9 protein-coding genes and 1 pseudogene are annotated in these 14,629 nt (G+C 62.0%); 2 read left to right on the top strand and 8 right to left on the bottom strand.

The annotated features are described in order from the left end of the window. Positions 1-134: 134 nt before the first annotated feature. Positions 135-530, top strand: a pseudogene (locus HGI47_RS22750) (helix-turn-helix domain-containing protein); the annotation flags it as partial. Between the two features lie 231 nt (positions 531-761). Here the strand turns inward: HGI47_RS22750 and HGI47_RS19505 are convergent. From HGI47_RS19505 to HGI47_RS19475, 7 genes are all read right to left on the bottom strand, one after another. Further along, positions 762-1,529 (bottom strand): SDR family oxidoreductase, encoded by a 768-nt coding sequence (locus tag HGI47_RS19505; protein ID WP_168854445.1) that lies wholly within the window; start codon positions 1,527-1,529, stop codon positions 762-764. A 14-nt stretch (positions 1,530-1,543) separates the two neighbouring features. After that, a complete protein-coding gene (locus HGI47_RS19500) occupies positions 1,544-3,169 on the bottom strand; it encodes a long-chain fatty acid--CoA ligase (RefSeq protein ID WP_168854444.1) in 1,626 nt (541 codons plus the stop codon). Continuing rightward, positions 3,166-3,963 (bottom strand): glucose 1-dehydrogenase, encoded by a 798-nt coding sequence (locus HGI47_RS19495; protein ID WP_168854443.1) that lies wholly within the window; start codon positions 3,961-3,963, stop codon positions 3,166-3,168. Before HGI47_RS19495 ends, HGI47_RS19500 begins: the two co-directional genes overlap by 4 nt. Positions 3,964-3,988: 25 nt before the next feature. Then, positions 3,989-6,577 (bottom strand): TonB-dependent receptor, encoded by a 2,589-nt coding sequence (locus tag HGI47_RS19490; RefSeq protein ID WP_168854442.1) that lies wholly within the window; start codon positions 6,575-6,577, stop codon positions 3,989-3,991. Between the two features lie 164 nt (positions 6,578-6,741). Next, the gene (locus HGI47_RS19485) at positions 6,742-8,169 is read right to left on the bottom strand and encodes an aldehyde dehydrogenase family protein (RefSeq protein ID WP_168854441.1); all 1,428 of its coding nucleotides are present in this window, start codon (positions 8,167-8,169) and stop codon (positions 6,742-6,744) included. Further along, positions 8,169-9,122: an alpha/beta hydrolase gene (locus HGI47_RS19480; RefSeq protein ID WP_168854440.1), complete on the bottom strand. Its 954-nt coding sequence runs from the start codon at positions 9,120-9,122 to the stop codon at positions 8,169-8,171. Before HGI47_RS19480 ends, HGI47_RS19485 begins: the two co-directional genes overlap by 1 nt. After that, positions 9,119-11,254 carry a PQQ-dependent dehydrogenase, methanol/ethanol family gene (locus tag HGI47_RS19475; RefSeq protein WP_370521799.1) on the bottom strand — a complete coding sequence of 712 codons (2,136 nt, stop codon included), beginning with the start codon at positions 11,252-11,254 and terminating at the stop codon, positions 9,119-9,121. Before HGI47_RS19475 ends, HGI47_RS19480 begins: the two co-directional genes overlap by 4 nt. 59 nt (positions 11,255-11,313) lie before the next feature. Here HGI47_RS19475 and HGI47_RS19470 point away from each other — a divergent pair, with 59 nt between their 5' ends. Continuing rightward, the gene (locus HGI47_RS19470) at positions 11,314-12,456 is read left to right on the top strand and encodes an AraC family transcriptional regulator (RefSeq protein WP_168854439.1); all 1,143 of its coding nucleotides are present in this window, start codon (positions 11,314-11,316) and stop codon (positions 12,454-12,456) included. 42 nt (positions 12,457-12,498) lie between these two features. Here the strand turns inward: HGI47_RS19470 and HGI47_RS19465 are convergent, their stop codons facing one another. Next, a complete protein-coding gene (locus HGI47_RS19465) occupies positions 12,499-14,007 on the bottom strand; it encodes an NAD(P)/FAD-dependent oxidoreductase (protein WP_168854438.1) in 1,509 nt (502 codons plus the stop codon). Between the last annotated feature and the right edge of the window lie 622 nt (positions 14,008-14,629).

Here is a 14,629-nt window from a genome sequence, read left to right as displayed (position 1 = left end):
GAAAACAGGCTGCGTGGGTGCATCAAACCTCTCCGTCCAATGCCCCGAATGAATCACAGCAAAGACCTCAACGCGAGGAGTTTTTGCGGGTGTCCAGCTCGCACTTCAAATAGAAATCACAGCGCAAAATAGAGATGTCCCATTGCAATAGGTGCTCGCGGTCCGTGGTGGCATGGTCATCCTCTGCTGTGGAGGATGCGCTTATGACGGTGGTGGCCATGAGCCGTGGCGAGCTTTCGCGGTATGATACGCTGCTTCGGGTGACGCGCCGCGAGCTGCGGGTCGAAGATGCGGCGACGCTTTTGGGATTGACGCGTCGTCAGGTCGGCCGATTACTCCTTCGTTTGCGGCCCGAAGGCCCCGAAAGTCTTGTTTCCCGGCGGCGTGGTCGCCCAAGCAACCGGCGTCATAGCGACGCCCTTCGTCAGCGGGTCATCACCCTGGTGGGCGAGCACTACGCCGATTTCGGACCGACCTTGGCGGCCGAGTATCTGGCCGAGCGGCACCAGATCACCATTTCGCGCGAGACGCTGCGCAAATTGATGATCGAAGCCGGTCTGTGGAAGGATCGCTATGCTCGTCGCCCGCGACCCTATCAGCCCCGCTACCGCCGCGATTGTCGCGGCGAGCTGGTCCAGTGGGCACTCAGATCATTTGGAAATCTGTGCTCCCTTACAAGTTGGCGGCAAGTAGGAGCTAACGGAATAGCCTTAACTCCGAAGCCTCCGGCAGCAATCTGCGCATACCCCTGCTTTGTGTCATCACGCAAAGCCGGTAATCTGTTTGATGATGTCTCGCCTCTGATCCCATGGCGTGACATCGATCTGGGCAGCCACGGCTTCGTCCTCGGGCGTGACGAACCAGTGGACCTGGCGGTTATGCACCGCTTTCCAGACGGTCTGGGCAACCTGTTCAGGGGCGACGTTCACTCCAAGGATGTCGACCGACTTCGCCCTTTCCTGCGCTGCTAGGACCATTGGAGTGGCAACATAGGCGACCATCACGTCGCAGACCCAGATCCCGGCTGGCTCCAGTTCGATATTGAGCGCCTCGGTAAGTGCGCGAACGGCGGTCTTGCTTGCGGAATAAACCGCTTCTTCTGGAATGCCGTGGATTGCAGCGACCGAAGACATGCTGATAACGCGCGGCTCTGTCCGGTTGCGGAGGTGCGGCAGAGCCAAGTGGATGCCGTTGATTACTCCATTCACGTTGACATCGACAATTCGGTGCATTGCCTCAAGCGAGCAATCGGCGAACTCGCACATTGCGAGAATACCGGCGCAATTGAACATGACATCGAGGCCACCGTGCCTGGCGAACGTCTCCAGCGCGACCGACATCGCCTCCGGATCGCACACGTCCGCCAGATGAACCGACGCTGTGTTGCCCAACCTTGTGGCAACGTCCGCAAGGCGGCCAGCGTCAATGTCGCACAACCCGACTCGCCAGCCGGCTTCTGCAAACAGTGATGCCGTTGCTTTGCCAATCCCAGAGGCGGCTCCAGTAATAAAGATCGATTGCCCGCTCATGCGTCGCACTCCTCTCAAGCCACCTTGTCCCAGGCGTAATCGCGGAACTGATCGCGCAGGTCCTTTTTGCTGATCTTGCCGGTGCCGGTGTGCGGGATCGCATCAACGAACGCCACCGCATCGGGCACCCACCACTTTGCCACATGCGTGCCAAGGAAACTGCGGATTTCCTCCTGATTGACATCGACCCCGGGCTTCCTGACCACCACCAGCAGCGGCCGCTCGTCCCACTTGGGGTGATAGATGCCGATCGCCGCGGCTTCGGCCACCGCCGGATGGCCGATCGCTGCATTCTCCAGTTCAACCGAACTGATCCACTCCCCGCCAGACTTGATCACGTCCTTGGTCCGGTCGGTCAGCTGCAGCGTCCCGTCCGGGTGGATCAGGCCAACGTCACCGGTATCGAACCACTGTCCGGCCACAACCGCATCGGCCTCGGCCTTGAAGTAGCGCTTGACGATCCACGGCCCGCGCACCTGCAGGGCGCCGGACGTCTTGCCATCGCGTGGCAGCACCTTCTCGGGGTCGCCCAGATCGACGCAGCGGATTTCAACCCCGAACGGCGGACGGCCCTGCATCGCCTTGACGGTGACCTGTTCGTCGAACGAAAGCTCATCCCAGTTCCATGTCTCGGCACCGGTCGTGCCGATGGGCGAAGTCTCGGTCATGCCCCAGGCATGGGCCACACGCCGCCCGGCGCGCATGAAGCGCTCGATCATCGCGCGCGGCATGGCCGATCCGCCGCAGACGATGGTCTGCAAAGTCGGAGGAATCTCACCACCATTATGGGCATCGACATGCTGGAGCAGCGCCAGCCAGACGGTCGGCACGCCGGCAGAGCACGTCACCTTCTCGCGGTTCATGAGGTCGCACAGCACCGCGCCGTCGTTGACCGCCGAATAGACGAACTTCGCCCCCGCCGCCGCGCCTGCCCAGGGCAGACCCCAGCTTGCCGCGTGGAACATCGGCACGATCGGCAGCATGACCGAGCGGCAGTCCATACCGAACACGGGCGGGCTGATCGCGCTCAGCGCATGGAGCATGGTCGAGCGGTGTTCGTAGAGCACGCCCTTGGGATTGCCGGTGGTGCCGCTGGTATAGCAGAGCATGCACGGATCGCGCTCTTCGCCGTCATGCCATTCGGCCTGCCCATCCTCTGCCGCAATCCACTCCTCGAAGTGCAAGGCAGGCTCGCTGCTGTCGAAGCAGATATAGTGTTCGACCGTGGGCCAGCGCGGTTTCATCCGCTCGACGATCGGCGCCCAGACCTTGTCAAACAGCATCACGCGGTCTTCGGCGTGGTTGACGATGTATTCGAGCTGATCGTCAAACAGGCGCGGGTTGAGCGTGTGGAGAATGCCGCCGACACCCACTGCTCCGTACCACGAAACCAGATGCCGGTGATGATTCATCGCCAGCGTGGCGATCCGGTCCCCGGGCTGCACACCCAGCTTGCGCAGTGCCTGGGTCATGCGCAGCGCATCGTGGCGGATCTCGGACCAGTTGGTCCGCGTTTCGCTGCCGTCGGCCCAATGGCTGACGATCTCGCGGCTGCCATGCTCGCGCGCGGCATGATCTATCAGATGAGTGACTCGCAGCTTCCAGTCCTGCATTGCGCCGTCAACCGGAAGCGAGGTCATGCGATCAGCCCTCCATCGACCACAAGTTCCGAGCCAGTCATGTAGCTGGATTCGTCTGACGCAAGGAACACGACTGTCGCAGCGATCTCTTCTACTTCGCCAAAACGCTGCATCGGGATTCGCTCCAGCGTCTTGTCTGCAAAATCTTCGGGCAAGTGCGCGAGAGCATCCTGCACCAGTGCAGTCCCGACGTAGCCGGGATGAACGCTGTTGACCCTGATGCGGTAGCCCGCCCTTGCGCAATGGATGGCGGCGGACTTGGTGAGCAGGCGCACGCCGCCCTTCGAGGCATTATAGGCGGGCACATGTGGATTGCCGACGATGCCTTCGATGGACGACAGATTGATGATCGATCCGCCGCCGTCGCGCATGGCAAGCACCCCCGCGCGCGTGCCGAGGAACACTGCGTCAAGATTGATCGCCATTGTCGTTCGCCAGTCTGCGAATGTCTGCGTCTCGATCGATCCAGTCAGAGCGATACCGGCGTTGTTTACCAGGATATGCAGACCACCAAAATGCTCAACCACTTGGTCGCACACCTCCTGCCAGCCCTGCTCCTGCGTCACGTCCTGTCGTAGAAACAGGGCTTCAACGCCATCTGCGCGCAGCCTTCGGGCCAAGGCGTTCCCCTCGCCCACTCGTATGTCGGTAATCACCACCTTTGCGCCTTCCCGCGCGAAGGCACGACTGACGGCGCTACCGATCCCGCAGCTGCCACCAGTGACAAGCGCAACTTTCCCTTTCAGGCGCACGTGGTAAGTCCCCCTGCTGGCGACGAAAAGAGGAGCGGGCATTGCCCGCCCCGAGTTAGGTGGCTCATCAGAAGCGCGCGGTAAGCTCCACGCCATAGGTGCGCGGCGTGCCGCGGTTGAGGTAATCGAGACCGAAGATGTCGATGTTCAAGCCGTAGCTGTAGTAATACTTGTTGGTCAGGTTCTTGACCCAGAGGCTGGCCGAGTAGTTGCCCTTCTCCACCGTCATCCGACCGTTGACGAGCCAGTAGCCCGGATTGCCGCAGGTAATGGCGATACCGGCAGGCCGCACGGCACCCGGCGCGCCCGGTCGATCGCAGGGCTTCAGGCCATAATCGCCAAACGGATCGAAGTAGTAGCGCCCCGTGTATGCCGCATCGCCGCGCAGATTCACGCGCCAATCGCCGGACTTGTAGGCATCCCAGTCCAAGCCGGCAGAGAATGTCTCGCGCGGGGCATTGGGGAACGGATTGCCGTTGACGTTGCGGGTCGGGCTGGATGGATCGGCGGGGGTGACGACATTGCCACGATACTCGCTGCGCAGCAGGCTGGCCGATGCATCGAGCCGGAGTGTCGGCGTGATCTGCCACGTCAGCTCTGCTTCACCGCCATACAGATGACCATCGGCACTGCGGGTGAAGGTCGTTGCGCCGATGACCTGGGTAACCTGATGGCCCTTGTAGTTGTAATAGAACCCGGCCAGATTCAGCTGGACGTGCCGATCGAACAGTCTGGCCTTCAGGCCACCTTCGTAAGCGTCGATGGACTCGGGCTTGATGAAGTAGACTTGGTTCGTGCCCTGATAGGCCAGCCCGTTGAAGCTGCCTCCGCGATAGCCTCGGCTGTAGTTGAGGTAGCCCATGATATCATCGTTGAAATCATAGGACACGTTGACGCGGCCGGTCAGGCGGTTCGCGGACTCGCGCTGTTCGAGCGCGGGCAGGTTTGCGTTGTATGGGAAGGAATAGGGGATCGTGCTGGCGACGATGTTCCGCCCGCCAAGGTCATATAGAACGGTGCGCCCATCGAGATAATCGATCTTGTCGCGCGTGTAGCGAAGACCGACGCTGACAGTGAGGGCATCGGTGAAGTCGTAGCTTGCGTCGGCATAGATCGCGAACGAGGGCCTGCTCACGGTGAAGCGCTGTTCGCCGTTGATCGGGCCGAACGGAGGCGCACCAGCCGCGCGGCACGCTGCCGAGATGGCACCGCCAAAGCCGCCGCCGCCCGAGTTGTTGAGCTGGATATCCGTCAGAAGCGCAATCAGCGAGCGGGCATCGAGAAAGCCGTTCGGGTTGCCTGTCGCGACGGGTGCGCAACCGGCAGCCGTAGTGGGATCAAGCGCCGGATTGACCGCGAATGCCGGGATGATCGCTGCTGCCTGAGGTGCCGATACCGGCGCGTTGAAGAAGCTGTCGCCAACGCCCGCGGAACGAAGCAGAGGCTCGAGCACACCGAAGAAGTCGATCTCGTTGCGGGTCTTGATCGTGTCCTTGCCGTAATAGACGCCCGCAACAAGATTGAGCTTGTCGGCCTGGAAGGTGAGGCGCAGGTCCTGATTGAAGTTCTTGCTCAACGAGTTGTAGCGCAGGGCACAGACATCATTGGGCGAACCATCGCAATCGAACGGCGAGTTGCTGTACTTGCCCCAGTCGTAGCCGGTGATCGACGTAAGCGTCAGACTGTCGGAAAGTTCCGCTGCGACGCTTAGCGAGAAGCCGCGCGACGCAGTGTAATAATTGCCGCCTGTATCGGCAGCCACTTCATCCTTGCCAAGTGGGCGGCCACCATTCTGGGCAGGGTCGAAGCGGGAGTATCCAAGCACATCCCGGTCGCCAGCCAACTGACCGATCGCATATGGGTTTGGCGCCAGCGGATTGTCGCGCGCGAAGTAGCCTTTCAAGTTTACGTCGATTGCCTCGGTCGGCTTCCAGCGCAGGCTGGCGCGGCCGGCATAAGTGTCGGTGGTGCCAGTGCGGCGGTTCTGGGCAGGGTTGAACTGCCAGCCATCCCCCTTGGCGAACGTACCGGCTACGCGAATGCCAAGAACATCAGGCACGAGCGTCGCCTCGACCGCGCCTTCCGCAGTCCAGGTGTCGTAGTTGCCGTAGCCGACCGTTGCATAACCTTCGGTGCCTGCGAGCTTCGGCTTGTTGGTGAAGAAGCTGATCGCGCCACCGGTGGTATTGCGGCCATAGAGCGTGCCTTGTGGTCCGCGCAGAACTTCGACCCGTTCGAGATCGTAGAGCTGCTGGCCGTGGCTGGCGCGAAAGCTTTGGTAAACTTCGTCGACATAGACGCCGACTGGCGATGCGGTCGATGCGGAGAATTCGTTGGCCACGGAAACGCCGCGCAGCGAGAAGTTTGGCTGGGTGCGACCATAAGGCGTGGTGATCTGAAGGCTGGGCACGAAGCCCTGCAGGTCAGACGTCTCGCTCACGCCCCGCGACTGAAGTTCGTCGCCGGCTAGCGCCGAAACGGCCAGCGGCACGTCCTGCAAATTCTGCGCGCGCTTCTGGGCGACGACGACGATGTCGGCCACTGCGCCTTGGTCGCTCGATTCCACGGCTTCCTGGGCTTGCGCCGACACGGCGCACAGTCCGATCCCGGCAGCTCCGGACAGCAGGATTCCCCTCAGCTCAAGGTAAAGCTTCATGTGTCTCTCTCCCTCAATTCTTATTGCCGGACCAATTCCGCGAGGTGCGGGTGTCCGGACGGTCGTTTCTGGTTCGCAAATTGCGTCAGACTGGCTTGGCGAGCCATGACGCCGCGTGCCAAGTTCTTGGCTCGTGGTGCCAAGTCAGTGGCCCGCTGGCGCGGTCAGGCAGGTGCGAAACCGAGCACCGCCTTGGCCTCCATGAACTCGTGGAAGGCGTGCTCACCCCATTCGCGGCCATTGCCGGACTGCTTGTAGCCGCCGAACGGAGCGTTCAGATCGAGCGCTGCATAGTTGATCAAGACCTGTCCTGCCCGCAGACGCGAGGCGATGGCGCGTGCCTGTTCGAGATCGGCGGACTGCACATAGGCGGCAAGGCCATAGACAGAGTCGTTGGCGATTTTGACAGCTTCTTCGACATTGCTGTAACCGATCAGCACCACCACCGGTCCGAAGATCTCCTCGCGCGCGATGGTCATCTCGTTGGTGACATCCGCGAAAACGGTCGGCCTGACATAGTAGCCGCGGTCCAGGCCTTCGGGACGGCCGGTGCCGCCAGCGACGAGTGTCGCTCCTTCGGCAATGCCTTGCGTGATCAGGGCCTGAATCCGGTCCCACTGGACCTGCGATACGACGGGACCAAGCGCCACGGCTTCGGTCGGAGAGCCGACAACTTGCCTCGCAATGGTCGCTGCGGCAACGGACTTCGCCTCATCCATCCGGCTGATCGGCACGAGCATGCGTGAAGGCGCGTTGCAGCTTTGCCCGCTGTTTATCATCATCGCTTCGACGCCGCGCGCCACGGCATCGGCCAGGTCCGCATCGGGCAGGATGATGTTGGCCGATTTGCCCCCAAGCTCCTGGTGAACCCGTTTCACGGTGGGGGCAGCATCGCACGCTACCTGCACGCCGGCCCGCGTCGATCCGGTGAAGGAAACCATGTCGACGCCGGGGTGGGACGAGATCGCCGCCCCAACGCTGGGGCCATCGCCGTTGACCATGTTGAACACGCCAGCGGGGACACCAGCGGCGTGGATGGCTTCGGCGAAGATCTGCGCGCTGAACGGTGCCACCTCGGAAGGCTTCAGCACCATTGTGCAGCCAACCGCCAATGCGGGGGCCACCTTGCAGGCGATCTGGTTCAGCGGCCAGTTCCATGGCGTGATCATGCCCACGACGCCGATCGGTTCGGCGGTGATCAGGGTTGATCCAATGGCGCGGTCGGGTTCGAGCTCGGCCAGGACCTGACGAGCGATCTGGAAATGGCCGATGCCGAAAGGGACATGGGCGGCCGAGGCAAGCCCGGCTGGTGCGCCCATTTCTTCGGTTATCGCCGCGGCCAGGTCGTCCTTGCGGGCCACCAGTTCTGCCAGCACGCAGTCCAGCAACTCAAGCCGCTCGGCCCGGCTGGTCCGTCCAAAGCTCTCGAACGCGCGGCGTGCGGCAGCCACGGCACGGTCCACGTCTGGCCGGGATCCCATGCTTATGGTTCCGGCCACGTCCTCGGTTGCCGGATTGATGACCTCGAGCGAGCGCGGCTGCGCCGGCGCCACCCATGTGCCATCAATGTAGAAATCAAGGTAGTTGCGCATCAGGATTCCCCCTGCAAGTCTGGCTTGCGATTTCTGAGCAGGTCGGCGAGCAGAAGCGCTCCGCGTACGATCTGGGCGTCGCCGCTCGGCAAGGCGCGACGCATCGTCGCCATGCCATGGATGAGGCCGGCGGCCTCCAGATAGTGACATTCGGCCCCTTGCATGATCAACCGTGCGGCCAAGGCACGACCTTGGTCGCGCAAGGGGTCCAGGCCCGCAGCCACGATCACGGTCGGTGGCGAGCTGGCCGGCAATTCGTGGAGCAATGGGGAGACGTCGCGGTCTTGCCGGGTTGCCACATTCGGCAGGTAGTCTTCGATGAAGCGGTGCATCAGCTTGCGATCAAGCAGGAAGCCTTCGGCGAACTGGGCATAGGAGCCTTCCTCAGGCTCGGTACAATCGCCCACCGGATAGATCAGGAACTGGGCCAGGCGCTGAGCAGCTTCGAGTTTTCCGCTGACCGCCAGCGCGAGGGCGCCGCCAGCGCTGTCTCCGGCAAGCGCGATCCCTTTGACCGGGGCTTCAAGCACCGAGGGGCCCTGCGCCACGAACCGTGCGGCAGCAAGGCAATCATCGTGCGCAGCCGGGTAGGGATGTTCGGGCGCAAGGCGGTAGTCCACTGCCACTACCCGCAGCCCCGTCACGGAAGCAAGGCGGGCGCAGAGAGCGTTGTGCGTATCAAGGTCCCCAATCACCCAGCCACCGCCGTGATAATAGACGATGACCGGCCCCGGTTGCGCATCGCCGGGGAAATAGGCGCGCATCGTCACGCCTTCGCCCTCGAAATCGACCGTGCGAACGGCCGGGTCGGTAGCCTCTTCGAATGCATCGCCAAGCTGGTGATATACTTCGCGCGCAGCGGGTGCGGGGAGATCGCCCAAATGAGGGCCGTCCATCGCGGCAAGCGCTTGAAGAACGGCGGCCGTTTCGGGCAGGATGAAGGGGGCGCTCATTTCGCGCCTCCCTTTTCCTGCTGCTGAAGCAGCAGCGCCCTGGAGGAGACATAGGCGCGCAGGGCCTCGGCATCTTCGCCCGACAAGGTCTGGGCAAAGCTGATCATGCCGCGGTCCTTCAGCGCTCCGCCGATGACCACAGCGTTCCACGCCTCGGCGCTGGGCAGCACGCCCGACCGCCGCAGGTCGGGCACCACGCCGCTCGAGACTGCGCCCGGCCCATGGCAGGCCCAGCAATCTCTCTGGAACAGGGCTTCACCGCGCGCCACGATGGCTGGCGGAAACGCCTCTGCGGACGGATTGGCCGGGGCCCTTTCAATCTTCGCTACCACAGGCAATTTGGTCCTGGCCCCGATGCGGAAGACATAGATGCGGCCATTGGGCCGGGGGCCGGGATTGTCATTGAAGTAGGATGTCAGGGCATAGGCGCCGCCATAGCCGGCCAGCACGGCGACATACTGGTGGCCGCCGGATTCGAATGTCATCGGCGCGGCCATGATCGCCATGCCAAGGTTGGTGCTCCACAGGATCTTTCCATCGCTGGCAGCAAAGGCGCGGAAATTACCCCGGGTATCGCCCTGGAAGACCAGCCCGCCAGCAGTCGCCAGCACGCCGCTGTTCCACGGCTCGGGATAGTCGAAGCCCCAGGCCTCCTTCTGGCGGACCGGATCCCACGCGATCAGTCGACCACCCAGAAGGGCCCGCGTCGCGGCGACCTGCGCAGCATCATCGGGCGGCGACGTGCGCTGCGTTTCCAGGCCCAGGTTCCACCGACCGGGGCGGAAGGCGTAGTCCGACGGCTGTTCATAGGCGAACAGCGCCTTGTTGGCCGGAATATAGACAAGGCCGGTCATGGGGCTGAAGGCCATCGGCTGCCAATTGTGCGCGCCCAGCGCGCCCGGCATCACCACGGCCGGTGCCTTTTCGAAGCGCGAGGCAGGAACCTCGACCGGTCTGCCCGTGGCCATGTCGTACCCGGTGGCCCAGTTCACATCGACGAAGTTCTTCGCAGACAGCAACTTGCCGTTGGTGCGGTCGATCACGAAGAAGAAGCCGTTCTTTGGCGCTTGCATCAGCACCTTGTGCGGCTGACCATCGATGGTCAGGTCGGCGAGCGTGATCTGCTGGGTGTTGGTGTAGTCCCAGGTCTCGCCGGGCGTTGCCTGATAGTGCCAGCGATAGGCGCCGGTATCGGGATCAAGCGCCACGATCGAAGAAAGGAACAGGTTGTCGCCCTTGCCCTCGCTGCGAATGCGATAGTTCCAGGGGCTGCCGTTGCCCACGCCGATGTAGAGCTGGTCGAGTTCCTCGTCATACACGATGGAGTCCCACACCGTTCCGCCACCGCCCTGCTTCCAGTATTCGCCGAACCAGGAGGACTGCGCCTTCTGCGCCAGAATCCTGTCGGAGGCCGCGCCATCTGGCCCATCCGCCGGGTTCCCCGGCACAGTGTAGAAGCGCCAAGCCTGCTTGCCCGTGCGCGCATCATACGCGGTCACATAGCCGCGCGCGCCGAGTTCCGCACCGCCATTGCCGATCACGACCCGCCCCTTCACGATGCGTGGCGCCCCGGTGATGGTGTAGGTCTTGGACTGGTCCACCGTAACGACCGACCACACCGGCTTTCCGGTCTTGATGTCCAGCGCGATCAGGCGTCCATCGAATGTGCCGAAGTACAGCTTTCCGTCAAAGAGCGCCGCCCCCCGGTTGCCGACATCGCAGCAGCCCTTTGCGCCGTACTCGCCCGGCACCTCGGGATCGAAGTGCCACAGCTGGCGGCCCGTTACTGCGTCGAAAGCATAGACCTTGGACCAGGCTGTCGTCACGTAAAGCACGCCGTCGTGTTCGATCGGCGTGCCTTCCTGCGCGCGATTGGTGTCGAATTCATAGGACCATGCGAGACCCAGGTTGATCACGTTCTGCGTGTTCACCTGCGCTAGGCTGCTGAAACGCTGCTCCTTGAACGTGCCGCCATAGGTGACCCAATCTCCGGCCTGGCGCGAGCTCGCCAGCAGCTTCTGCCAAGCAGCGTCCTGCAAAGCCTGCGGCGGCGGTGCGATTTGCGATGATGCGGTTGCGGAAATGGCAATGGTCGTGACCGCGAGTGCGGCCATTCGCGCGAGTTTCGACACGGTCTCTCCCCTTTATGTTGGGGAAGAATGTGTCTCTAACTGCCAAACCCGGCCATGGCGTGGCGCGCCAAGTTATTGACGCAGTCTGCCACCGCGCCGTATCCTCGGCACAAGACCGTGAAAATATCGGCGAAGTTGGGAGACTGGATGCCATGAACCCCGAGGCTCTTTACGCCGCTTTGCCGGATCTCAGCGCGCGCATCATCCAGTCGGCCGTCGTGAATACGCTCAACGCCAACTGGGATTCCTTTTGCCGCCACAATCAGATCAAGTCCCTGAAACTTGACGATGATCCGAAAGAGGTGCTGGCCAAGGAAGAGTTGATCATACAGCAAGGCTTTGTCCAGCTCACCACCGGACAGACCGACCTGTGGTTCGACATCGGCCAGCGGTACCGTTCGATCAAGTACGGCGCACTCGGGCTGGCAATGATGACCGCCGGAACGCTGGGCGATGCCTTGCAGATCGCCTGCAAGTATCAGGCGCTGACCTTTTCCCTGATCCATTACCGGTTCCAGACCAGCGAAAACGGCGCCGCTGTCCTGGTCGCCGATCACGAGGGCATTGCCCCCGACCTTTACGAGTTTACCCAGCATCGCGATCTGGGCGCGGTTAACACCCTGATCCGGGACCTGATGGGGAATGAGCAGGTGCTCGAACGCGTGATGATCGCAGTGGACGCGCCCCGTAACTGGTCGGAATTGCGCCGCAGCTTCAATTGCCCGGTCGAGTTCAATGCCGATCGGACCCGGTGGGTTTTCCTGCCGAACGCCGTGGGCAAGGCGCTGCCGCTGGGGGATGTCGAACTGCAGACGCTTTATCTGACACGCTGTGATCAGACCATTGGCAAGGCGCGCTCCGATGCGCCACTATCGCATCGCCTGTCCATGCTTCTGGGCTCGTGTCCGGATGCCGGCGCGTTGCAGGCAGGCGATGCCGCGCGACGCCTGGCGCTTTCCGAGCGAACTCTGCACCGCAGACTAGCCGATGAGGGCACTCGGTTTTCCGCGATCGTCGACAAGGCCCGCTACGATCGCGCCTGCCAGCTGCTCTCCGATCCCAGGATGACGGTGGAAAGCATTGCCTTCACTATTGGTTTTGCGGAACCATCCAGCTTTTCGCGGGCCTTCAAACGCTGGTCCGGCATGGGAGCGCTCGAATACCGCCGCAACCTGCTTGGCTTGGGATCGAGAACCAATTAGGCCCGGGCCACATTTTCCCTGCGGCGCCGGGCCCCGGCTTGGTCAGCGATAGACGAATTCCGGTCCGTCGAGGTCGATGGAAGGAATGTCCTCGGCTTCCATCCAGTAATCCTGCGAATGTCGCCACTCGGGACGATCACCCAACCGCTTGGGCAGCTTGTCGATGTCGCGCATCAGGTAGCCGGGATTGAAGTTGTCGTCTTCGATCCACTGGGTCAGAGGCTCGTCGGCAAGGTTGGTCGGAACCACGATCCGGACCTCGCTGGCGCCTTTCGCATCGGCATGCTGCAGCAGGCGGCAGACGAAGTCGCCCAACAGGTCTACCCGCAGCGTCCAGGCCGCACGGAAATAGCCGAAGACCCAGGCGAGATTGGGGACATCGGCGAACATCATTCCTCGGAACGTAGGGGTGCTGCTCCAGTCGACCGGCTTGCCATCGACCTCGAATTCGATCCCGCCCATCACCAGAAGGTTGAAGCCCGTCGCCGCCACGACGACATCCGCCTCAAGATGCTCGCCCGATTCCAGCGCTATGCCGCTGGCGGTGAAGCGGGCAATTTTGTCGGTCACCGCGGAGACCTTCCCCTCCCGCATCTTCACGAACATGTCACCATCCGGAATGAAAGCCAGGCGTTGTTGCCACGGGCGATAGCGCGGCACGAAATGAGGTGCGAATTCGAATTCCTCGCCCGCATAGAGCCTGACCAGCGCCCTCAGTTCTTCCACGACCACGTCAGGCTCGGTGCGGGAACGCCGATCGAGTGTCTTGAGATTGTGCAGGTAGTCCAGCCGGGCGCAGCGATGGACGGTTTGCTCGTCGACGCCGATCTCGCGCAAGCGATCGGCTAGTTCGGAAAGGTTTGGATAGCAGTAGAAGTAAGTCGGCGAACGCTGCAGCATCGTGACATGCCCGGCCTTGTCCGCCATCGCCGGGATCACGGTGGCCGCCGTGGCGCCCGAACCGATGACCACCACCTTCTTGCCGGCGTAGTCAACGCTGCCGTCCCACTTCTGGGCATGGACGAGCGTACCCTTGAAGTCCTCCATGCCGGGCCATTGCGGCAGGAAAGGATTTTCGTGATCGTAGTATCCTTGGCACATCCACAGGAAGTTGCACTTGTACGTCTTGGGCTGACCACCGACGGAACCGCGCGTTTCCACGGTCCACATCCGCTCGCTGCTTGACCATGAGCAACGGACAATGAGCGTCCCGTACCGGATGTGCTGATCGATGTCGTTCTCCGCGATCACGCTGGACAGGTACTTGAGAATCTCATCTCCCGACGCGATCGGTGCCCCGACCCACGGCTTGAACCGATAGCCGAAGGTATAGAGATCGGAATCGGATCGCACGCCGGGATAGCGGTGAGTATGCCATGTGCCGCCGAAGCTCTCCTTGGCCTCAAGCACGGCAAAGCTCTTACCGGGACATTGGGTTTTCAGGTGATATGCGCTACCAATCCCGGAAATACCGGCGCCGACGATGAGTACGTCAAATGTTTCCGTTTCGCCTTGCGTCTGGACAGCTGTCGCTTCAAGTACATCGGACACGGTTGTTTTCCTCTCGTTTCTGCTGCCGTACGCGGCAGAGCGAACTTACCGCGGGACTGATGTTTCAATCCGCAGTTCACCCCGAACAGGGGCGAGAGGCCACGTCTGCATTTGCCAACTTTCTGACCGGTTCCGCCAACGGCGATGGCCAGGTCGACCGTGGAAACGGAGTGAAGCGCCGACCTGCAGACACCCTGCGATCCGCTTGACGAGGAATCGATCCCAAGAGATTGCGCTGAATGGTCGAAAGCGCGCCCGCAGCTACGGAGCCAAGCAGTTCGCAGGCGTCACCTATGATAGGAGACGAAAAGCGCCGCAATGCGCGTTTCTCAGAAAGTGGTGCCCCTTGGAGTCAAAAGATGGGCACTCAAATCATTGGGGAAATTTCGGTCCCACTCTGAATCCACGACGAAACGATGGTAGTATTAAGGTAAAGTCTGGAGATGGGCCGATTGCCGATCGGCAGGCCCTGGCCGGCAATGGGGTGCAGCTCAGCTCGCTGAATGGCAGATTTCAGATTTCTGGGCGTATGAAGCAGACATTCGTTCGGCCCGGTTAAGCAATCGAAGCTTATGTCAATTTCGGCAGGCCTATTTTACTAAACCAAAGCTGAATGATGCGG

The sequence above is a fragment of the Novosphingobium sp. ERN07 genome (genome assembly GCF_012641335.1).
Taxonomy (GTDB): Bacteria; Pseudomonadota; Alphaproteobacteria; order Sphingomonadales; family Sphingomonadaceae; genus Novosphingobium.
This window is presented reverse-complemented; position numbering and strand designations above follow the sequence as displayed.